A 22,042-nucleotide genomic window follows, 5' to 3' on the forward strand; every position below is an offset into this window, starting at 1 on the left:
CGTGTAAAGTGAGCTTTTCTATGAAAACTCGCGGGAGGTGCCATACATGAAAGATCGGCTGCTGCGAAAAAGCGTGCTTACAGTTGCAGACTTCCCTCCGGTTCGATGGCTATTTTTAAAGTATGGGATGAGGCTGGGTGTAGATCGTTTTGTGGCTGCTGAGACGCTGCCGGAAACTTTAGACAAGGTTAGAGGGCTGAACGAGGCTGGAATGCATGTAACTCTTGACTACTTAGGCGAGAATGTACTGGATCCGGGTCAGGCGGAGGAGACTGCAGCCATTATTAGCGGTCTATTTCCTGCCATACAGCGGCTTGGGCTTAAGGCTAACGTGTCCGTTAAACTGACTCAGCTGGGGTTGCGAATGGATCGAGCCAGCTGTCTTAAGCATATGGAGCGCATTGTGAGTGAGGCCGCTGCAAGCCGCAGCTTCGTACGTATCGATATGGAAGATTCTACGGTTACGCAAGAAACGATAGATGTGTTCAGGCTGCTTCTGCGGCGTTTTGGTCCAGAGAGGATCGGACTGGTTTTACAATCCTACTTGTATAGAAGCGAAGCGGATGCTGTTCAACTCGGAGCTGGAGGCACAAACCTGCGAATTGTCAAAGGAGCCTATCGAGAGTCTTCCGATGTGGCGTATCCCGACAAGCGCGATGTAGATGCTGCCTATATTCGTATCGTTCAGGCTCATTTAATTCATGGCGGTTATGCAGCTGTAGCGACGCATGATCCTGAAATTATTGATGCGATTATCCGGTTTTCCAAGGATACAGGCATTTCCCGTGATCGTTACGAGTTTCAAATGCTCTATGGAATTGCGGGCGATCTACAGCGGGATTTAGTGCGAGCCGGATATTTGGTTCGAATTTATACACCGTTCGGTCGTCTCTGGTATCCTTATTTTACAAGGCGTATGGCCGAGCGGCCGGCTAATCTATGGTTTGTTGCTAAACATATGCTGCGCTCTTGACCTGTTATTTGTTCTTGATCTTGGCAGTCCTGTTCCAATGTTCCCAAGCAAAAGCGGCTGGCCTTAAAGGAGAGATATTCGATGAAAAAGCAACCGGGCAGACTAATCTCCATAATTGGCGTTCCTTTGGATTTGGGAGCAGGCAGGAGTGGCGCGGGCATAGGTCCAAATGCTATCCGATATGCTGGGGTCGTAGAGAGGCTCGAACAGCTTGGCTGTTTTGTCGTGGACGAAGGGGATTTAACAGTAAAAAGCTCCTTCGTAACATCGACTAAGCAGCCGAACACCAAGCTTAAGCATTTGGACGAAATTGTAAAAGTAAATGAGGAGTTGAGCACAAAAGTAGAAGAGGCTATGGCCGCTGGGCATTTCCCTCTCATCCTGGGTGGAGATCACAGTATTGCGATAGGGACTCTGGCAGGTTTGAGGAAAAGCGGCAGTCAATACGGGCTTATTTGGTTCGATGCTCATACAGATGTCAATACGGGGGAAACGACGCCTACTGGGAATATTCATGGAATGTCCTTGGCCGTGGCTCTTGGCTATGGAGATCCCCGATTGACGAGTGTAGGAGGAGGAACGACCTTTATTAAGCCGGAGCATACGGTAATTGTTGGGGCTCGATCGATTGACCCAGGCGAGCGCAAGTTCCTAAAGAAGCTGGGCGTTCGAGTGTTTACGATACGAGATGTCGAGAGACTGGGGATTGCCAAGGTGATGGAGCGTGCACTTAAGATTGCAGCAAGGGGCACGGAAGGCATTCATCTCAGCCTGGACCTTGATGGACTTGACCCGCGTGATGCGCCTGGTGTCGGTACCCCGGTTCCGGGCGGTCTAAGCTTGCGGGAGAGCCTACTGGCAATGGAGCTGATTTTCGAAGCAGGAGTGGCTGTCAGCGCAGAATTTGTAGAGGTTAATCCGACGCTTGATCTTAGAAATAAGACAGCCAGGGCGGCCGTGGATCTGATCGGCGCGTTGTTTGGTGAAAGGATTATTTAATGAGAACAAGCGTTCTATTTATTTAAAAAGTATGATACTATTAAAGCAGCTTGGATTTATAGGAGATGGTCCGTATCCATATGACTAGAGTTCGTGAAACTATAGATAAGTTCAATTCTGATTGGCTCAGCTTTTTAAAAGATATACAAGATGATGCATGGAACGAGCCCATATCGATTGGAAAAGCTACAATTGCAGAAATCATTGGGCATTTAATAAATTGGGATCAATATCTGCTAACGAATGTGGTGCCTACTGTAAAAGAAGACGGTAAGATTATGTTTCCTGAGTTTGACTCTTTTAATAGAAAAGGGTACGCGTATGCGAGACAAATATCGAGGAATCAACTTATAGCTGATTTCGTCAGTACTCGTAAGCAATTGGTTGCAGTATTGTTGGAATTGCCTGCAGAAGTAATAAATAGACCGACAACTGCTAATGGAGCTTCTCATTGCCCGCACACTGGAGAGCCTTATTCCTTGCTTTACATTATCCAAGAGTTTACTGAGCATGATGAGCATCACAGGAAACAAATACATAACTATATTCATAGATATCGGTAGAAAATTATATTTTTTTATCATTTTTAACAATAAAAGGATGTTGTGTCTCGTATAATAATCTATAAACTCATAATTAAATAGAATCGACCCGTTCGAAATTTCGAAACTGAAATTAAATAGATTCTCCAATCCTATAAAAACGCCCGGCTACATATTAGCAACCGGGCGTTAGTGGCATATTTAATTAGATAAATGAACGAGAAACAATAACCAAAAGAATGAAAAGTACGAGAATTACACCCGTGCTTGTGAAAAAACCTCCACAACTACCGCCTATACCGCCTACTCCAAATCCCATGTTAGCATCCTCCCTCCGATTTTCTTCTGCATTGTATGAACTCAGGCCGTTCGCGGATTGGGCATATTTCAAAAATGTGCGAATATAAGTTAGTGGTTTCAGACTTTTGTACCTCCTTAACGTTAAAGCATCGCCTTAGCTGCGTAATAAACAGACGGGTGGATACATATTTTTACATTAGATTAATTTGTCATGTGATCACGTCGGGATCCGTTCCTTTACCGTGCATCATGCCAAGGAGAAGGAGGGGGAGGATGTTTTCTCAGAGTGAATGGGTACTTGCAGTCGGTTGCGGTCCAATCTTGCTCTCGCTTGTTAAAGTATGGTATGAATCGGATTTATCCAGGCTCAAAGTATTCGTAACAAACACGCAGCTCACAGACATGGAGGAGCTCACGGAGTTATTGCAGCATGCTCAACCGAATGATACGGGGGTTTCTCTGGATATCCTTGCCACAGCGGAAGGCGAGGTGGTGAATTGGGAGGCTGTTGTTCAGCCTTTCTCATTTATTTTGTATGCTTGCGAGCCCAGCGACTTAGAGGAGCTTCGGAGTCTTCAGGCTGCTTGCAGGGCAGAAGTAAAGCCGCTGCTCAGCGGGATAAGCTTAAGAGGAATGGGCATAGTAGGGCCGCTATATCGTCCGGACGAAGACAATTGCCGGGAGTCGGCATGGCGGCGTCTGCATTCATCCGTCTTTCCCGCTGAAGGGGATATTAAAGATTTCTCTGCCACGGCCACAGTCACAGCCATGTTATCGAACCTTATCGTGCATGAATGGCATAATGTGATTTCGGCTGAGGAGGAAGCGCATTGTTTGGATCAATGTTATATTCTGGATCCACTCACATTGGAGGGGGGCTGGCATCCGATCCTGCCTCATCCATTCGTATCCGGATATGAACCGGTCCGCGTGGTGACGGATGTGGAGCTTAACCATAACCTCGGAGCCGATCAAGAGCCTGCCGGAACCGAGGAATGGTTTGCTTTCTTCAGCAGTCTGACCTCAACGGTGACGGGCATTTTCCATGTGTGGGAAGAGGGTGGCTTGAATCAGCTCCCATTGGCACAGTGCCTCGTTCAGCCGGCTGACCCTCTATCCGAAGGGCCGGCGCAGCTGCTACCGGCTATCGTTAGCAGCAGTCTGACGCATGAAGAGGCGCGGCGTGAGTCGGGGCTTGCGGGACTGGAAACCTACATGACCCGAATGACCCCGATACTGGCTGCTGGAATACCGTCGTATCAGCAGGAACGGGGGAAGATGCATATCGGTGCGGGATGCACCTTCGCTGAAGCGGTTGGGCGAGGGCTGACAGCTCGTTTAACCGAAGAGTTGGGCAAGCGGACTCTTGAGCATGAGCTGGTAGTGACGCGTGCGGAATATATCCGAATCGAAGATGTCCATTGTCGGTACTTTTTACAAGCTTTAAGCACCCTGGAGGGCGAACCCCTATTGGCAGTCGGAGAGCCTCTACTCGGATTTCCGGTAGTGTGGGTGTACTCGGATGATAATTGGTATGGCAGCGCAGGCCTTGGCATCACTTTGGCACTTCGCGAATCGCTGCGAAAGGCTTTGATGCAAATCGGTCAATCCCAGGTTTCCACTGTGATATGGAATGATCACAAGCTGCAAAGTGGCATCATTCCCTCCGCTAATCCAATAGGGCATACGTCATGGATGCTGTCCGCCATTGAGTCGTTGAAGCAGCAGCATAAACGCTTGGAGGTCTTCGATATGCGATGCGAATCCTTCCTGAAAGAAGGGCCATTCAGTGTTTTAGGGGTGCAGCTCAGAGAGGAAGAAGCCATATGAATAATACCATCGTTATAGTTGGAGATGGCATGCTTACGGATACGGTATGCAAGCATTTGTCGGGTTTCCCCATAGTGCGCAGACCGGATTTCAGCGAAGACCTGCCTGCCGCCGCGCTGGTATTGGTGCTGGGAGGGGATTCCTCCCTCCATCTTCAAGCGGAGGAGCTGCTGCAGCCGCTCGGCATCCCTTGGCTGTGTGCCTACGTGTCCTTTGGAGAAGGGGTGGTAGGGCCGCTTGTTCGTCCAGGGACTGCGGGATGCTCCTTATGTGCTGAAACCAGGCGCTCAATGGCGGGACGGGATCGTGAAGAAATGGACGATCTGCTCTTGAGTTTGGTTTCCCCCGATCATTCTCCGCTTCCAGCTGCAGAGTTACCCGCAGCTGGATTGCTGCACATGGCACACATGGTTTCAGCAGAAACGGTCAAGGTGCTTCGAGGTGGCAAAGCGCATTCGGAAGGCAGGGTCTATTTAGTTAATCTCAGCAATTTAAGCACTACAATTCACGATATATTACCGGACCCAATTTGTCCGGTATGCGGCCGATTGCCGGATGATTCGAAGGAAGAGGCGATAATATCGCTAAAACCAAGCATGAAGCTCGACCCGAACCATTACCGCTGCCGTTCGATGAGTGATTTGCGGAAGGTTTTGGTTAAGGATTATTGGGACAGCCGGACGGGAGTGTTCAACGGCAAGCAGTTAGACTTCGCGTCGGCTTTTGCCGGGGCGGTTGTGAATCTACCGTTGATGATGGCCAATGAAGTGACGGGAGGCCGTTCACATTCGTATGCTGACAGTGAGCTGGCTGCCATCCTTGAGGGATTGGAGAGATATTGCGGTATAGCTCCCCGTGGCAAACGAACGGTCGTGTACGACAGCTTTACACGGCTGAAAGATGTGGCAATGGATCCATCGAAGGTCGGGTTCCATGCACAGGGGCAAATGGAACAGCCTGACTTCCCCTTCCAGCCATTTGATCCTGATGCTGAAATAGCGTGGGTCTGGGGATATTCGTTTATGCAGGAACGTCCGATTCTAGTTCCCGAGTTGTTGGCCTATTATAGCATGGCTTACGGAGGGGGCTTTGTATATGAGACTTCCAACGGTTGTGCGATAGGGGGAAGCCTGGAAGAGGCGATCCTGTACGGCATTTTGGAGGTGGTAGAGCGGGATTCGTTCCTGATGACCTGGTACGCCAGACTGCCTGTTCCGCGACTCGATTATCACTCATCGGGGGATCGGGAGCTGCTGGTCATGATAGATCGTTTAAAAGCTGTAACCGGGTACGAAGTCATGCTGTACAATACAACGATGGAAAACGGAATTCCAAGCATATGGGCAGTAGCGAAGGGCGGAGCGGAGCAGGGAGTGAATCTTGTCTGTGCCGCGGGAGCCCATCTAGACCCGATCCAGGCGGCCAAGAGCGCCATACATGAGCTGGCCGGCATGATTACGATGGCGGAGGTGCGTTGGAGAGAGCGGAGTGATGAAGCTGAAGCTATGTTTCATGACTCTTTCCTGGTCCAGCAGATGGAGGATCACGGGCTGCTGTATAACTTGGCTCAAGCGGAGGAGAGGCTCCGATTTCTGCTGGACGAACAACGTCCTCTCCGGACCTTCGACGAGGAGTTTGCTGCCGTTCCTGCGCATGAGGATTTAACGGATGATCTGAACCAGGTTCTTCAGATATTTAGCAGCCTGCAGTTGGATGTCATTGTAATCAACCAGTCATCGGATGAAACGCTCCGTAACGGACTGCACTGCGTAAAAGTGCTGATTCCGGGAATGCTGCCGATGACGTTCGGACATAACCTTGCCCGGCTGACAGGTCTTGACAGGATACTGGAAATACCGATGAAATTAGGTTATGTAAATCACAAGCTGTCGCCTGAGGAGCTTAATCCGTATCCGCATCCATTTCCGTAGTCTTAGGTACGGGGCACGGGTAGGAGCGGTATTTGATATCGAAGACGAGTCTTGCCATAAATGATGCCTTTTTGTAGCGTGATCCTGTTGCAAGGATCACGCTGCAAAGAGGCATTTTTTTCTTTGCCCTGATGAGATTATTTTCTAAGCAGCTGCTCAAGTGCACGGCGAAACCCAAGCCACGCTTGGTGTTCTGCCTTTTTGTGCGATATATGAATCCACTGTGAAATATGAATCAAGGAGCTTTTTGTGCGAAAAGTGCATCATGCGAAGCTGTATCGGTTCTTTTCAAGAGCGAAAATCCTTCTCTATAATAAGGGGCAGAAAGCGGTTACGAATCATCTTGAATCGCAGCATTAGTCATCCGGGAGGGATTCATATTTATCAGTCCAATGTACAGCAGGCGGTCGGCGTTCAGAGAAATAAGACGCATCCAATCCTGCGTAATATGAAAAGAAGCAAGTACTTGTATATGATTTTTTTTCTACCCTTTTGTTACTATGTATTGTTTCATTATTGGCCCATGTACGGTATCATCATCGCTTTCAAGGATTACAACATCGTCAAAGGAATTGCCGCCAGTCCCTGGGTTGGGTTCGTCCATTTCCAGAAGTTTTTGATTGACCCTTACTTTTGGAAGCTGATTCGCAATACGCTGTTGATCAATGTGTTTGAAATTTTCTGGGCATTCCCGGCTCCGATTATTTTGGCTTTATTATTAAATGAATTGAAGAGTCAGAAGTTGAAAAAATTCGCACAAAGCGTAAGCTACCTGCCCCATTTTATTTCTACGGTTGTAGTGTGCGGTATGATTGTTAACTTTCTGACTACGGATGGACTTATTAATCAGTTTATTGTGTGGTTAGGCGGTACGCCAATCCATTTTCTGATGAAGCCGGAATGGTTCCGGACGATTTTTATCTCCTCGGGTATTTGGCAAAGCGTAGGCTGGGGCTCCATCATCTACTTGGCTGCACTAACCTCCGTGGATGAAGAGCTATACGACGCTGCTAAAATAGACGGAGCGAACCGTTGGAAGCAGCTGCTGCATATCACTTTGCCGGGAATCGCACCGACCATATCGATCATGCTGATTCTGAATATCGGGAAGCTGATGTCCATCGGCTATGAGAAAATTATTTTGCTGTATAACGGGTCGACTTATGAAACGGCAGATGTCATTTCCACTTATGTATATCGCAGAGGTTTGCTGGGAAGTGATTTCAGCTATGCTACAGCCGTAGAGCTGTTCCAAGCCGTTGTCGGGTTAATTTTATTAGTATCTGCCAATCGGCTTTCCAAAAAAATCAGTGAAACCGGATTGTGGTAGATCATCAGGAGGTTGCTATGAACAAACAGATTTCCATGGGCTCAAAAGTTTTTGACAGCTTCAATGTATTCATTCTTATACTGTTGATGTTTATCACGCTGTATCCCATTTATTACATTTTTATCGTATCCATAAGCGATGGTAATCTGGTTACTAGAGGTTTAATCACATGGATTCCGCTGGATATTACCTTCGATGCCTACAAGATTGTATTCAAAAATCCGGATATATGGCAGGCTTACGGAAACACATTGCTGTACACGACGGTGGGCACTACAATTAATGTCTTCATGACAGCGCTTTGCGCGTACCCGCTTTCCAGAAAAGATTTTTATGGCCGCAATCTATTTATTTTCATGGTCGCGATAACGATGTTTATTAGCGGAGGCTTGATTCCATTGTATCTGGTAGTGCAGCAGCTCGGGCTTATCGATACGATGTGGGCGCTTGTGCTTCCTCCAGCTATTAGCGCCTTCAATATGATCATTATGAAAACGTACTTCGAAGGCATTCCGATGGCACTTCAGGAATCGGCTTATTTGGACGGAGCGAATGAGATTCAGGTGCTGATCAAAATCATCCTTCCGTTATCGCTGCCAGTTATGGCTACCATGGTGCTATTCTACGCGGTTCATCATTGGAACAGCTTCTTCCCGGCGCTGATTTACTTGAATGACAGTGATAAATTTCCGGTTCAGGTGCTGCTTCGCAATATCGTTATAGCAGGGGAGTTCGCCGACCAGACCGCCGATATAGGAAGTGCTTCATCCAACTTCAGGGTCGTTGCGACCAACTACAAGTTTGCTGTCATCATCATTACCATCTTACCGATTTTGATCGTCTACCCTTATTTGCAAAAGTATTTTGTGAAAGGCGCGATGATTGGGGCACTCAAGGGTTAAGCTTATAGCTCATAGGGTGCTTCTAAAAATTAGACAAACTTAAAGGGAGGGTTTTACATGACAAAAACATGGGTAAAAGGATTGTCGTTATCGCTTTGCACCGTTATGGTAGCATCCGGCTTAGCTGCTTGCTCCAGCGGAGGGAAGGAAGCTTCATCGCCATCGGCAGGGAATGGGAATACATCGTCGAAGGCTTCAGGCGCTAGCAAAATTTCCGAGAAGGAACGGGAAGTGAAGGTAACATTCCCGGAGCATCCGAACCAGCCGGTTAAAAACTACGCACTCGTGCAGCAGGAAATTTTTAACCAAACCAATATTAAATTGAAGTTCGAAAATGTCCCGAACAGCAACTATAACGACAAGAAGAAAACATTGCTGGCTACAAATAACTTACCTGATATTATTCAAATTGAGATGTCGGATGTTAACAATTTTGGCTCAACAGGTGTTTTTGTTCCGCTGCTCCAGTACATGAATAAGGGCTTGATGCCCAACTTCAAGAAGTTCTGGGATCAGTATCCGGATATGGTCAAGCTGACCGCTGACGGTGAGCTGTACGGTTTCCCTGCAATAGGCCGTAATGAGCTGAAGAACGGATTTGGTCCGGTTATCCGCACCGATTTATTGAAGAAGCATAACCTGCCGGTACCCAAATCTTTCGATGAGCTGCTGACTGTTCTTGCAGAGCTGAAGAAGTTATATCCGGATTCAACTCCGTTCTCCGTTCGCAAAGGAAGCGGGCCTATCCACCAGCTGTTTAAAACGATGGCTTATCCGCTAGGATCAGGCGTTGGCAGCGGCAACGGCATTTATTTTGACAAGGATGTCAATGGAGGTCAGTACCTGTACGGTCCGGCTACGCCGCAATTCAAAGAGGTGCTTGCCTTCTTCAATAAAGCATTTACGATGGGTGTCCTCGATAAGGATTACGCAGTAGCAACTCAACAGCAGTGGACAGAGAAGCTGACCAGCGGCAAGTCGTTCTTCTTTATGGATAACAGCGGGTTCGCTCTGGATTATACGAAACAGCTGCAGAAAGCGGTTCCGGATGGCAAATTCCAGATTATTCCGATTCCGACTAACAAATCCGGTAAAGCTAGAGCTGAGTTTTATGCAACAACACTTACGTCGGATAGAATGTTTGCGATCAGCTCCAAAGCTAAGGATCCTGAAACGCTCATTAAGCTGATTGATTGGATGTACACGGAAAAAGCGTCGAACCTGATGAGCTACGGAATCGAAGGCGTCCACCACACCTTGGATGATAAAGGCCAGCCGAAGCTTAAAGCGGAATATGTGGCGAAATTTAAAGAAGGTCAGCCGACTCCGTTCTATGCCATGTACTCCGAACTTGGTTCGGGTAAGCTGAGCTTTACTCCATGGTTTGCCAATATGGACCCGCAGGTGCAGGTTGAGAAGCTGACAGGCAGCTGGAGCGATGTGCATGAGGAATATTGGAAAACTATTGCAGACGACAAAGCCTATCATGATCCGTACCTGGATCCTCCGCTTACCAAAGAAGAAGCTGCTCGTGTAAAAGAGATTTTGGCGCCTCTCACCACAATGCTGGAGCAGGAATACGACAAATTTATTATGGGTGTTAAAAAGATTGACGAATATGATGCCGTGATGAAAAAGGCTCGTGATACAGGCGGCGCAGAGCTGGAAAAAATCTATAACGGTGCTTTGGCCAGATTGTCCCAAAAGAAATAAGCAGTTAGGTTGAGCAGCAGCAAAGCATGGCCGTTTCACCGCGAATGTCCAAGCATTCAAAGATATCTGCGGTGGAGCGGCATCTATTTTCGGTATGCTCTAGCAGCAGCCGATACTTATAAATAACGGAGGTTTCATAATCACATGCAGAACGAACCCATTGCCAAAGGTGTTTGGCCTACCATGGTGACTCCCTTCACCAATTCCAATCAAGTGGATTATTTTGCACTAGAGCAGCTGGTTGAATGGTATATCAATCATGGGGTTGCCGGGCTTTTTGCGGTATGCCAATCCAGCGAAATGTTCTTCTTGACGCTTGATGAACGCGCTTCGATAGCTAAGTTCGTAGTCGAGAAGGCAAGAGGCCGCGTCCAAGTGATCGCATCCGGTCACATCTCGGAATCTATGGAGGATCAAGTGACAGAGCTGCAAGCTATAGCTGCTTCCGGTGTTCAGGCAGTAGTACTGGTAAGCAACCGGTTAGCGAAGCAGGATGAACCTGATGAGGTATGGAAACGTAATGCTGAAACGCTGTTGAGCGCTATCCCGGATATTGCTTTTGGCATTTATGAATGTCCATTTCCATATAAACGGCTTATATCACCGGAATTATTGGCATGGTGCGAGTCAACCGGCCGGTTTACCTTCCTGAAGGATACATGCTGCCACACCGGGCATATTCAAGAGAAGCTGAATGCGGTGCGCGGCGGCGGTTTGAATATATATAATGCCAACACAGCCACCTTGCTGGAAACTTTGAAAATCGGAGTCCAAGGCTATAGCGGGATCATGGCCAACTTTCATCCGGATTTATACGTATGGCTTACCCGTCACTTTGAGGACCAGCCGGAGCGGGCGGAGAGGCTGCAGCATTTTCTAGGCATGTCCTCCGTCATTGAAAGCCAGTATTACCCCGTGAATGCGAAATATTATTTGAGCCTCGAAGGGCTTCCTATTGGACTTCATACGAGAAATAAAGATCACAACCTGTTGACTTATTCGAATAGGCGTGAGGTAGAGCAATTGTTTGCATTAACTACTGAGTATAGAGAGCGAGGAGTCTGTCCGACGATTTGATCTTCGTGAATATTTATTCATATGGTTATGGAGGGATAAGGGAATGGTACGGAAAGTTTACGGCCGCCCTGGTCGTCACCTTCGGTGACTGCTCGGGTATGCAGCCTACCTTTGAAATGAAGTTGTTACCGCAAGGTAAATTAAAGACGACTTCAATTTCTAGAGCGGTGGAGTGCCATCCCTTTCTCGTAATAACCACAGTAATGAATAAATATTCACGGGTTTGCTTTCGTCGGACAGACTCCCATATGAACTTAAAAGGAGAGTTGAGCTATGAAACTAAGAGAGCAAGTTAAACAATTCCTTTTTGAAGAGGAGCGACCTTTCAACAATTGCCACGCATCTACAGTTATTGCATGGCCTAATGGAGATTTGTTGGTCTCCTATTTCGCAGGTACGAAGGAAGGCAACCCGGACGTTGCCATCTGGTGCTCCAAGAGAACGGACGGAGTATGGTCAAAGCCGTACTTGGTGGCAGATGAAGAGGGGCTTGTTCATTGGAACCCGGTATTGTTCCGCAAGGATGACGGGCAAATCGTGCTTCATTATAAAGTAGGGCGTCCCATTCCGGAATGGTACACACGTGTTACAGTATCCAATGATGACGGTGCAACCTGGAGCGAGCCGGTCGATTTGGTGCCTGGAGATGTAGGAGGAAGAGGTCCGGTCAAAAATAAGCTCATTGTGCTGCAGGACGGCACATGGCTGGCGCCTGCATCCATTGAAGGGGAAGTGTGGGACTGCTTCGCTGATATTTCCTATGATCAAGGATTGACGTGGACGCGTAGCGAGCTGGTACCAACCAATCATGGGACTGAGCTGCAATCGGGGAGCGGTGCTGCGATGCAGCAGGTACACGGCAAAGGCCTCATTCAACCGACCCTCTGGGAATCGAAGCCCGGTCAAGTACATATGCTCATGCGGAGCACAGGCGGATTTATTTATCGCAGCGATTCGACGGATTCAGGCAAGACTTGGTCTCCTGCTTACAGAACTTACCTGCCTAACAATAACAGCGGGATTGACTTGGCCAAAATGGACGATGGAACTTTGGTGTTGGCTTATAATCCGGTAGGGATGTACAGGGGTCCCCGTATGCCGCTGCTGCTGAGCATTTCTAAAGATAATGGGGAGTTTTGGGAAGAATTGTTGGTTATGGAGGCGGAGTACCGATCCTATACCATCCCAATTGAACCGGGAGAGTACTCCTATCCGGCTGTCATTGCTGAGGGAAAGCATATCTATGTGACCTACACCTGGAAGCGGGAACGTATTGTTTGCTGGAGTCTGGAAGTAGAGACAGCTGAATAGCAGCGCTTATTGAGAACAGCGGTAGCCTGAGGTTATTCCTTGACCGCTGTTCTTGAAGTCTGTCCGACAATTCGAACTTCGTGAATATTTATTCATGAGGTTATGGAGAGATAGGGAGTAGCACGGAAGTTTACGAAAGGAGGTTCTAAGGATGGAGCTCTTATCCCAACTGAAAAAGCAGTTTGAGCAGCCCTCTGTGGAATATAGATCTGTGCCTTTCTGGGCATGGAATGATGAATTGAAGCAAGAAGAGCTGATTCGTCAGATTGAAGATATGAAGGAACAGGGGATCGGCGGTTTCTTTATGCATTCCCGGGATGGGCTGGAAACTCCTTACTTGGGCAAGGAGTGGATGGACTCTGTTCATCAGTCGGTTGCAAAAGCTGAAGAGCTTGGTATGAAGGCATGGCTGTACGATGAAGACCGTTGGCCTTCGGGCTCTGCAGGAGGCGGAGTTCCCGCTCAAGGCGATGAATTTCGCTCCAAGGGATTGACCCTAGAGGTTGTGAGCGGAGAAGATGGCACATATGATGATGACGGCCGAGTGGTCGCTTTATTTAAAGCATCCATCCAGGACATGGACCTTATAGCCTGTGAAAGGCTGCCATTGATACCGGCATGGATACCCTCATTTACAACGTCACCTGCATCAGCTTCTACATTAATCAATGATTCAGATATGCCATCTTCAGCTCCTGCGACTATAACTACAGCTAGGGCCGCACAGAACCTGGAGTTTTCCGAAGGAGAAGTGCTTCTTGTCTTTCGAGTAGAGGTATCTGCCCCGAGTGAATGGTTTAACGATGAAGCTCCGCCCGATAGCATGAATTCGGATACGGTACGCAGGTTTATTGACTCGACCTATGAGGTTTACAAAGCGGAAGTGGGAGACCAATTCGGACGTACTATCACCGGTGTTTTTACAGATGAACCGGGTGTACATGATCGGCATTGTCAGTACACCGCTGGTCGCGGCTGGGTGCCGTGGACGTATTCGTTCACTCAATACTTCAAGGAACTGCGAGGGTACGATATTCTGGACGTCCTTCCCTACCTTTATTTTAACGGAGAACGATCCCCAATGGCCCGACATGATTATTGGCGTACGGTATCCGATAAATTTTGCGAATCCTACACGAAGCAACTGGGAGACTGGTGTGAGACCAATGGACTCGCTTTTACCGGACACTATTTGTGGGAGAGTGCTTTGGGCGTAGCTACAAGAGTTTGCGGTGCAATCATGCCCCATTATCGTTATCAGCATGTGCCAGGAATAGATATGCTCTGCGAGCAAACGGATGAGCATATGACGGTTAAGCAATGCACCAGCGTGGCGAACCAATATGGACGTAAATTTGTCATTTCGGAAACCTATGGGTGTACGGGATGGGAGTTTACCTTTGAAGGTCAGAAATGGATGGGCGATTGGCAGTATGTACTGGGCGTCAATTTAAGATCCCAGCATCTTGCCCTATATTCAATGAAGGGCTGCCGCAAAAGAGATTATCCTCCGGTATTTAACTACCAGACCTCCTGGTGGAAGTATAACCGGATTATCGAAGACTATTTTGCCAGAATCGGTGCAGTAATTACGGAAGGCAACCCGGTTAGAGATATTCTGGTACTGCATCCGGTGTCAACGGCATGGTCGATGCTTGGTACGAATCCATATGGAAGTCCAAGGAGAGGTTTGGACAGGGATATACCCGATATTGACCGTTACGGCTATGAATTTAACGAACTGCTGCGTGTTTTACTCGGCGCACATTATGATTTCGACCTCGGCGATGAGACGATTATGGCTGAAGTGGGGGAGGTCCGCGAACAGGAGAAGAAGCTGTACGTCAACTTAGCGGGCTATAAGACTCTTATTATTCCTCCGATCCGTACCATGCTCCACAGCACATTCAAGCTGCTGGTGGATTTCCTTAACGCAGGCGGGCAAGCTATCGCAATGACGCCAGCCCCGACTATGATCGAGGGGAGATTATCGGAGGATCCAAGACGGCTCTACAATCATGCGGGAGTAACCCTGGTTAGCAGGCCCGAAGAGCTCATTGCCAAGCTGGAGCAATTACAGCCAAGAGCAGTCAGCATTCGGAACGGCTATGGGGCTGAGACCCCCGAATTGCTGTATTTGCTGAAAGAAACCGGTTATGGACACACCTTGTTTATTGTGAACAATGACCGGCAACAAGCATTCGATGTTTGTATAGATACTCAAGCTAATGGTAGAGTTGAAGAATGGGATGCATTGACCGGAAGCATCAAGCAGGTACAATCATGGATGGAGGACGGACGTTTACGGTTCTACGCCCGCTTTGGTCCGACGGACTCAAAATTGTATGTCATTTACAGGGAAGAGACGTCTTCCCCTGTTAACCAAGCCAAGCTGGCTCCGCCGGCATTACTTTCCGATGCAGACTTGTATGCGGTAATCGGACCTGTATTTCAATTTAGCCGGACGATGCCCAATGTGCTGACTTTGGACACATGCTCATACCGGGTGAGGGATGCCGGATGGTCGGAATCCAAGGAAATATGGGTGGCACAGCGCGAAATCCGGGATGCGCTTGGTATGAGACAAGTGTATTATAATGGGATCACACAGCGTTATAAATGGATACGTGATGCTCATCCGAATGACGGTACGCCCGTCAGCTTGAAGCTGAGCTTTCATGTGACGGACGTTCCGGTAACAGAGGTGAGTCTCGTTGTAGAGGGTGCACAGCAGTTCCAGCTCAGTCTGAATGGGCAGCCAATCTCTAATACACCGCGCGGCTGGTTCGTAGATCGCTCCATGGATCAGGTACGGCTTCCTGGCATTCGCCAAGGAGTAAACGAACTGGAGTTATGCTGCTCCTACAATCAGGCGATGGAAATTGAAGATTGTTATCTCATCGGTGATTTCGGAGTGAGCATATCCCGAAGCATGATGAATGAACCGGAAACGCTGCGTACTGGGGACTGGGGGTTGCAGGGCTACATCCATTACAATGGCAGTATCATTTACCACGCAGACTATCGCCATCAGCAGGAAGAAGGCAATAAGGCAATTCTGATGTTAGGGGATTGCTCGGCAGTAACGGTAGAAATTCGTGTCAATGGAGTAACGGCAGGCCATGTGCCATGGAAAGCGGCGAACGGGATAGATCTGACCCCTTATTTAATAAATGGAATAAATAAGCTGGAAATCGAAGTGATGGGAAGCCCGCGGAACATGTTCGGTCCATTTCATGGAGCGCGCGGTCGGACCGCTACGACGGACTGGAGCTCATTCCGTCAAGAAGGCAAGCTATTCACCCCTGATTATATGGTAGAGCCGTACGGCTTAATGGGACAGGTGAAAATCATTCGGTCCAAGGAAGCTTAGACAAACTTATAATATTGGTTAGTACAGTACAACAACTGAGGCGAAACGAAAGAGGGCAGAAAAACGCTATGAAAATACCAGGAATGAAACCGTTCAGCGGAATGCAAAGTAAACAAAACAGGCTGTTCCTGACTATTTTATGCTATTTTCTGTCTCTTTTGATTCCCATTGTCATTATAGGTATCTCAGAGTATTGGTACTCCGTTAGCCTTATGAAAAATGAATTCAACCAAAGAATTTCTACGAATCTGGATTCTTCCGCGAATTCGGTTGATTCGTATATCAAAACTACGCAGGAAACCGGAGTCAACTTTTTATACGATGATACAGTCCAATCCTTGCTCATGCCTAAAAACCTGCAAAGCCTGGAGGTTCGGGCAGAGCTGTGGAGATTGCCGCGTATTTTGCAGCGTAACGAAAACATTATCAGCAAATTCACCGATTCGATGTTCGTTTATATTGATAATCAGGATGTGTATGTCAGCGGCGGGGTCAATTATTTCGAATCCTTTTTCAACAACCTGTACAAATACGACAAGTATGATGCCAGCTACTGGATGAACAAGCAGAAATCGGATAAAGGCGTGGAGCTGCTGCCGGTTACGAAAGTGGTTCAAGAAAAAATCCACGTTAAGCAAGTCGTGCCCATCGTTATTATTAACCGGATTCGCAATCATAACGCGGTGATGGTTGTGAACATAGATGTACAGACCATCGAGAAGACATTGCAGGGGGGCGCGGTATTCGGCTCCACCGGCTTTGTCGTTTTGGACGGCAATCGGGAAGTGATATATGATGCCAATGGTTATTTGAACGGGAAAGTGACAGCTGCAAGCCTTAATACTGCTTTTGAAGGGAATATCGGCAGCTCCAAGGAACTGAGTGTTAGCGGAAAACGTTATGTGGTGGCGCATGTCAAATCTGACTTGTACGGGTGGGACTATTATTCGTTTACTCCGCTTGACGAGTTCAATCATTATACGGTTGGCATTTTGCAAATGACGCTTTTGTTGTGCATCGTGCTTATGGTGATGGGGATTGTATTTTCGTTCGTGTTTAGCTTCCGTATTTATAATCCAATTCGTAATATTAGGGACATTATTGCGCAGAAGAGCGTACCCATGAACGGTGAAAATGAAGTCAATGCCGCTGCCAACGAGTTCGAGCTTATCCAGCAGGGGATCAACAGGATGTCTGACAGTCATCAGCAGTACAAAGTGAAGTACGATAAGCAAACGAGTGAGTATGTGGAATATTCCTTGTTATTTCTGTTAAAAGGCCACACGATCAATCAGGAAGAAATTTTACGTGAAACGTTGAAAGCTGATTTCGGCTTTACGCATTCCGGTTTTATATGCTGCACGGTGTTTTTTGATTTCAAGGATGCTTTTTATCAGGATATTCAGGATACCGAACGTATTTATATTATAAATGGCATTAAAAAAATCGTTTGGAATCTGCTCGGCACCCAAGTTCCTTGTTATGTACTGGAGCATAGGCAAAATTTATTCGTATGTTTAATTAATATCGATGGACCTCAGGATACGGAATTATTGCATCCAGCCTTCCATCGCATGCTTAATATTTTTGAATATGATATTCGAATGTATTATGACATCACCATTGGTATCGGCACCTTTTACACGAATGTGAATGATATCGGAGCTTCTTATAACGAGGCAATGACGGCGGTCAGCAAGCGCAATAAGGACCAGAGATTCCAGATCGTGGATTCCAATCAACTGTCTATCGAAAATAGCTACCAATATTCACTACATGACGAGCAAAAAATATTGAATTACTTGAAGCTGGGCGATGTTCCGGCTGTGCGGGATGTAATTGTAGGCGTGGTAGAAAGCAACGTACGGCAAGGCGTATCCTACGAGCATATGCTGCAGCTGTTTAAAGAAATGTATGTTACCGGTATCCGGTTTTTGGCAGAAAAGGGGCAAAGCGTCGCACAGCTGGAAATGGAGCAAGAGCTTCCTTTCAGCGACAAAGCGTTCGAAGAGTCATTCCTTGGTACCAAAGAGTTGGAGAAGGCTATCCTTGAATTTTTCACCCGAATCATAGAAACGACGAAAGCCCAAAGAGGGCAAAAAACCGGTAATCTCGTATCCTTGATTGAGAAGTATATTCAAGAGCATTACACGCAAGATCTCGGTCTTGAGCAAATTGCTGATGAAATGGGTGTTTCCGTCAAATATGTTTCCAGGGTGTTTAAAGATAAAACAGGTGAATATTTAACTGACTATATCAACCAGGTGAGGATTGAAAAAGCGAAGGAATTGCTGGTGCAAACTGACCTGAGAGTGAACGATATTGCGGAACGGATAGGCATTCATAGCCGAACTACATTTCTACGAGTATTTAAGAAAGTAGAGGGCATCTCTCCGAATGAATACCGTACGTTGCATAAAAAAATAAAAGGTTTTGAATAGCGCGCTGGTGATGTATACTTGTCTTAATATCAACACGGAGGTTGAACAGAAGATGAGTCAAGATATGGGCGGGTTGGGCCGTCATTATTTACAGGAAGATTCTTATGGAGCGTCTGCATTCTGTTTTTACCGCGCTATTCTTGAGAACAATTTAAATGGGAATGCATGGAATGGTCTTGTTCTTGCGATGAGCTTAATGCGCAAGGAATATGACGCACAAACAGTGCTCGCAAGATTCGCTCTGCAGCAGCAGCTGCCGTATGACAAGGATATGGTTACCTTCGCGCTGATGATGTACCAGAACAGCCCGCAGGCGCTTGCCCAGTGGGTACGCGCAATGTCAGTACGTTTCGGGGCAAGCCCGGAGGAGAGACAAACCTTCGTCAAGATGGCTGAGGATTTGGACAATGCTTATAATGGATTGCTGGCAGAGCATGGCGAGGAAACACTTAAAAGCCAAGGCATGCTGAGTCTTGAAGAGTTCGCGAATCGTCGCATCGAGCTTGATTGGCTACTGACGGAATCTGTTGACTCGATATTCGCATTGGCGCAGCTCTGGCTGGAAGACCCGGAAATGGTTCTTTCCGGTGTCCGTCTGTTATGCATGCTTCCCGACCCGCGGAGCGAGAGGATGCTGCGCCGCGTGTGCCGCAATGAGCAGGTGGACGGCAAGGTCAGAACTCATGCGCTGCTTGCGCTGAGATGGCTTGGAGTAAGAGGAAACGTTCGTATTCATAAGATGGACGAGTCGTTCGTTATTAATCTGGATGATCCTAAGCCGGAATTAACGGTGTCGGTTCCTGCTTCCTATAAGCCTGCTCTGGATAGAATGAAGCTGTGGTTGGCCAAAGAGCAAGGCGTTGTCACTCAGGAGGAGTATGAGCAGCATGCTTCCACGGATGAGCCAGAACTACCTGCAGCGCTTGCCGAGAAGCTGGAGAACGCGGATATTCCGGGCGTGCTTCAGGAAGTGGTACACGCGGTGATTCGAGCGGCCTACGACCAGTACTACCCGCTTGTCCCACACAACAGAGGCGCACGCTCCTGGAGCAACGCGTTTGTGATGCTGATCAAGGACTACGCGGAGGGCATCGGCCAAGGTTGGCCGTACGGCGAGCCGGAGAAGGATGATACGGCAGTGCTTCACCGTAACTGGATGCTCAGCGCCAGCCCGGATTTTTATACCCAGATTGCAGAGGCTCGCAAGCTGCGTACAGCTCCAACGGGATCGTAGTTGGATAAGAAGTAAGGGGTCCTCTCTTGCAGCGTTAGCTGCGGGGAGGACTTTTCGCGTTGGAGAGCAGGGCTCGAGCGCGCGTTGTGGCGTTGCATGGCGGTCGAACACCGAAAGTATAAGCGGATGCTTGGCTCCGCTCAACCTTGACAAATACGCTAGCTCTTGAAGGACTACGCGGCCGTTTATAATTGAGTGAGGTTCAAGTACTTAAGTTGCATGTGTAGGGTTCTTTTGAGCTGAAATATTGAGATTTCAAGCTGGTTATTGCTATTGTTGTTGCTATTGTTATTGCTATTGTTATTGCTATTGTTATTGCTATTGTATCTATTGTATCTATTGTATCTGTCGTTTCTACATGTTGCTGCTTACTCATACTTTCACTCGAAAGGAACGTAGATACGCTATTTTCGAATGGAATCGCTTTCAATGATTCTAGGCGGAACTAGGATACGCTATTTCGCTAATATTTGCTTATTAAGAGTCAATTGTAGCTTAATAGAGCATCGTAGTTCCGTTTGATTGGAAATATCGGCATTTGCAGGTACTATAACGTACCTAGGTTCCGTTCTAGAAATGGAGTTTGTATGTTCTCCCTCGCGCTTGGCCGTCCACCACGAATACAAGTTGCTTATCGACCAAGCTATGTAAAAGAGTTCTGGCATGCCTAGTGCTTACTCTAAGATGGGCAGACAACTCTGTGGGTGTGAACGGACGAAGTAATCTTCGCGCGAACCGTAGTGTTTCACTTTCTAGGCAGGATAGCTTCTCTGGCACATCCAACGAAATGAATTTGCCGATGAATGATAGAATAAGCTGCTGGCATTGTTTGGGCGTTTCAATAATTGACGGATAAGCAATTGGCATAACCATCCAACCGTCCAGCGCAAGATGACAATGACGTATACAGAGGTCCTTGAATCTCCAAACCTCAATATCCCGCGCATGGGACCCGTATCCTTGTATTTCTATAGCACCTTTGGCTTCTCCTGGCATATAAGCAAGATCTAAGTACCTGTATCCGTTCGCGAAATCACTAACTTCCCATTCGGGGTAGAGATGCTCGAAATGCCCCACTACCGGATACCAGATCGTTCGTAAAAATTCTTTTTCACCATGTCCGAGCCCTTTCTCTAGTCGTTCTCGTCTTCTGACGGTTGTTTCAGCAATGATTTGAGAATGCATAAAATGCTCGAATGCTTGCTCAAATTTCATTTAAGTTCCCCCCATAATGATGGCCAAATGAAAAACGCCGCTCCCCTTTCATGCCCAAGGAGTAAAACTCCAATAGCTGCATGAATGGAAACGGCGTGTGCTTCACGACCCATTTATATTTATAAATTATTATACCTCATTTTGTATACGTTTTTCTACCATCAAAAGGGCACCTGGCAGCTGACTACTGTTAATCATTAAAAAGTAAAAAAAACCATGGTTTTGCAATAAATGGTTGACTTATTTGAAAATCTCATGTTAAGATGTGTCCACGTTGAAGAAAGCCATTGGGCGGAAGGGGTGTAGGAAGATGACTAAGCATAACCATTCAAATCATTTGCATCAAGAGCTCAATCATAATTCCTATACGAATATTCGCGCTTGGCACAGCCTTCATGTACCAGTACGGCTTTTACGACCAGTAAATTGACCGTACGATAGGTTATGGTATGTGGGGCTGCGAATTCGCAGCCTTTTTCTTTTGCCCGGGAGGCAGGGAAGAAGGCGGGAAAAGCAGCTTTTTTTATGTCGACACTGAAATTCATCGTCCATATCTATAGCACAAAAGTTCATCGCTTTTATATGGCAGCACGAACTGGAAAAAATACCGCTAATTTTGTCTTCCACATGATTTCGGAGCATTTTGCTGGAAAATCTACCGCTAATTAGTCTCTAAATGTCCCGTAGTGGGAAAAAGTGCCAAATTAGCGCCGGAAAATCCAGTTAGATTCAATCCATGAAAAGAATTGGGCAAAATAGATGGAGGTTTTCAGGCTGTCGAATTAAGCGCTTTCAATATCTCTCAAATTTTAATCCATACACCCTATTTCTCAATAGTGTTCTCGCAAAGCTCAATCTAGGTGTTAAAAGC

The 22,042-nt window shown here is 47.2% G+C and carries 15 protein-coding genes; 13 read left to right on the top strand and 2 right to left on the bottom strand.

Annotated features, from left to right (window positions below; translation table 11 throughout):
• Window positions 1–46 precede the first annotated feature (46 nt).
• The 3 genes from ACFQ0C_RS12780 (at window position 47) to ACFQ0C_RS12790 (ending at window position 2,535) form a co-directional block, all read left to right on the top strand.
• Entirely contained in the window at window positions 47–973 is a 927-nt protein-coding gene (locus ACFQ0C_RS12780; RefSeq protein ID WP_379367289.1) for a proline dehydrogenase family protein, read from the top strand.
• Between the two features lie 81 nt (window positions 974–1,054).
• Entirely contained in the window at window positions 1,055–1,972 is a 918-nt protein-coding gene (rocF, locus tag ACFQ0C_RS12785; protein ID WP_379367291.1) for an arginase, read from the top strand.
• An 80-nt stretch (window positions 1,973–2,052) separates the two neighbouring features.
• Window positions 2,053–2,535, top strand: coding sequence for a DinB family protein (locus tag ACFQ0C_RS12790; protein WP_379367293.1), 483 nt, complete (start codon window positions 2,053–2,055; stop codon window positions 2,533–2,535).
• A 184-nt stretch (window positions 2,536–2,719) separates the two neighbouring features.
• Here ACFQ0C_RS12790 and ACFQ0C_RS12795 read toward each other — a convergent pair whose 3' ends face one another.
• Complete coding sequence (locus ACFQ0C_RS12795) at window positions 2,720–2,833, bottom strand: YjcZ family sporulation protein (protein WP_379367295.1); 114 nt, start codon at window positions 2,831–2,833, stop codon at window positions 2,720–2,722.
• A 254-nt stretch (window positions 2,834–3,087) separates the two neighbouring features.
• On the opposite strand from ACFQ0C_RS12795, the gene ACFQ0C_RS12800 reads away from it, so the two are divergent.
• The 10 genes from ACFQ0C_RS12800 (at window position 3,088) to ACFQ0C_RS12845 (ending at window position 19,956) form a co-directional block, all read left to right on the top strand.
• On the top strand, window positions 3,088–4,644 hold the full coding sequence (locus ACFQ0C_RS12800; protein ID WP_379367297.1) for a hypothetical protein: 1,557 nt from the start codon (window positions 3,088–3,090) through the stop codon (window positions 4,642–4,644).
• Window positions 4,641–6,575: a TOMM precursor leader peptide-binding protein gene (locus tag ACFQ0C_RS12805; protein ID WP_379367299.1), complete on the top strand. Its 1,935-nt coding sequence runs from the start codon at window positions 4,641–4,643 to the stop codon at window positions 6,573–6,575. Before ACFQ0C_RS12800 ends, ACFQ0C_RS12805 begins: the two co-directional genes overlap by 4 nt.
• A gap of 343 nt (window positions 6,576–6,918) precedes the next feature.
• On the top strand, window positions 6,919–7,905 hold the full coding sequence (locus ACFQ0C_RS12810) for an ABC transporter permease (RefSeq protein WP_379367301.1): 987 nt from the start codon (window positions 6,919–6,921) through the stop codon (window positions 7,903–7,905).
• A 17-nt stretch (window positions 7,906–7,922) separates the two neighbouring features.
• Window positions 7,923–8,807, top strand: a complete 885-nt coding sequence (locus ACFQ0C_RS12815; RefSeq protein WP_379367303.1) for a carbohydrate ABC transporter permease — start codon at window positions 7,923–7,925, stop codon at window positions 8,805–8,807.
• Window positions 8,808–8,864: 57 nt separating this feature from the next.
• Window positions 8,865–10,520, top strand: a complete 1,656-nt coding sequence (locus ACFQ0C_RS12820) for an extracellular solute-binding protein (RefSeq protein WP_379367305.1) — start codon at window positions 8,865–8,867, stop codon at window positions 10,518–10,520.
• 144 nt (window positions 10,521–10,664) lie between these two features.
• Window positions 10,665–11,597, top strand: coding sequence for a dihydrodipicolinate synthase family protein (locus tag ACFQ0C_RS12825; RefSeq protein ID WP_379367307.1), 933 nt, complete (start codon window positions 10,665–10,667; stop codon window positions 11,595–11,597).
• Between the two features lie 273 nt (window positions 11,598–11,870).
• Window positions 11,871–12,908, top strand: a complete 1,038-nt coding sequence (locus tag ACFQ0C_RS12830; protein WP_379367309.1) for a sialidase family protein — start codon at window positions 11,871–11,873, stop codon at window positions 12,906–12,908.
• A gap of 151 nt (window positions 12,909–13,059) precedes the next feature.
• Window positions 13,060–16,281: a glycosyl hydrolase gene (locus ACFQ0C_RS12835; RefSeq protein ID WP_379367311.1), complete on the top strand. Its 3,222-nt coding sequence runs from the start codon at window positions 13,060–13,062 to the stop codon at window positions 16,279–16,281.
• A 68-nt stretch (window positions 16,282–16,349) separates the two neighbouring features.
• Window positions 16,350–18,722 (top strand): helix-turn-helix domain-containing protein, encoded by a 2,373-nt coding sequence (locus ACFQ0C_RS12840; protein ID WP_379367313.1) that lies wholly within the window; start codon window positions 16,350–16,352, stop codon window positions 18,720–18,722.
• A 52-nt stretch (window positions 18,723–18,774) separates the two neighbouring features.
• Window positions 18,775–19,956, top strand: coding sequence for a HEAT repeat domain-containing protein (locus tag ACFQ0C_RS12845; RefSeq protein WP_379367316.1), 1,182 nt, complete (start codon window positions 18,775–18,777; stop codon window positions 19,954–19,956).
• Window positions 19,957–20,526: 570 nt separating this feature from the next.
• On the opposite strand, the gene ACFQ0C_RS12850 is transcribed toward ACFQ0C_RS12845, so the two are convergent.
• Window positions 20,527–21,171, bottom strand: a complete 645-nt coding sequence (locus tag ACFQ0C_RS12850) for a transcriptional regulator (RefSeq protein ID WP_379367318.1) — start codon at window positions 21,169–21,171, stop codon at window positions 20,527–20,529.
• Window positions 21,172–22,042: the final 871 nt, after the last annotated feature.

This window comes from Paenibacillus sp. GCM10027630 (assembly GCF_042676305.1).
GTDB lineage: Bacteria > Bacillota > Bacilli > Paenibacillales > NBRC-103111 > Paenibacillus_S.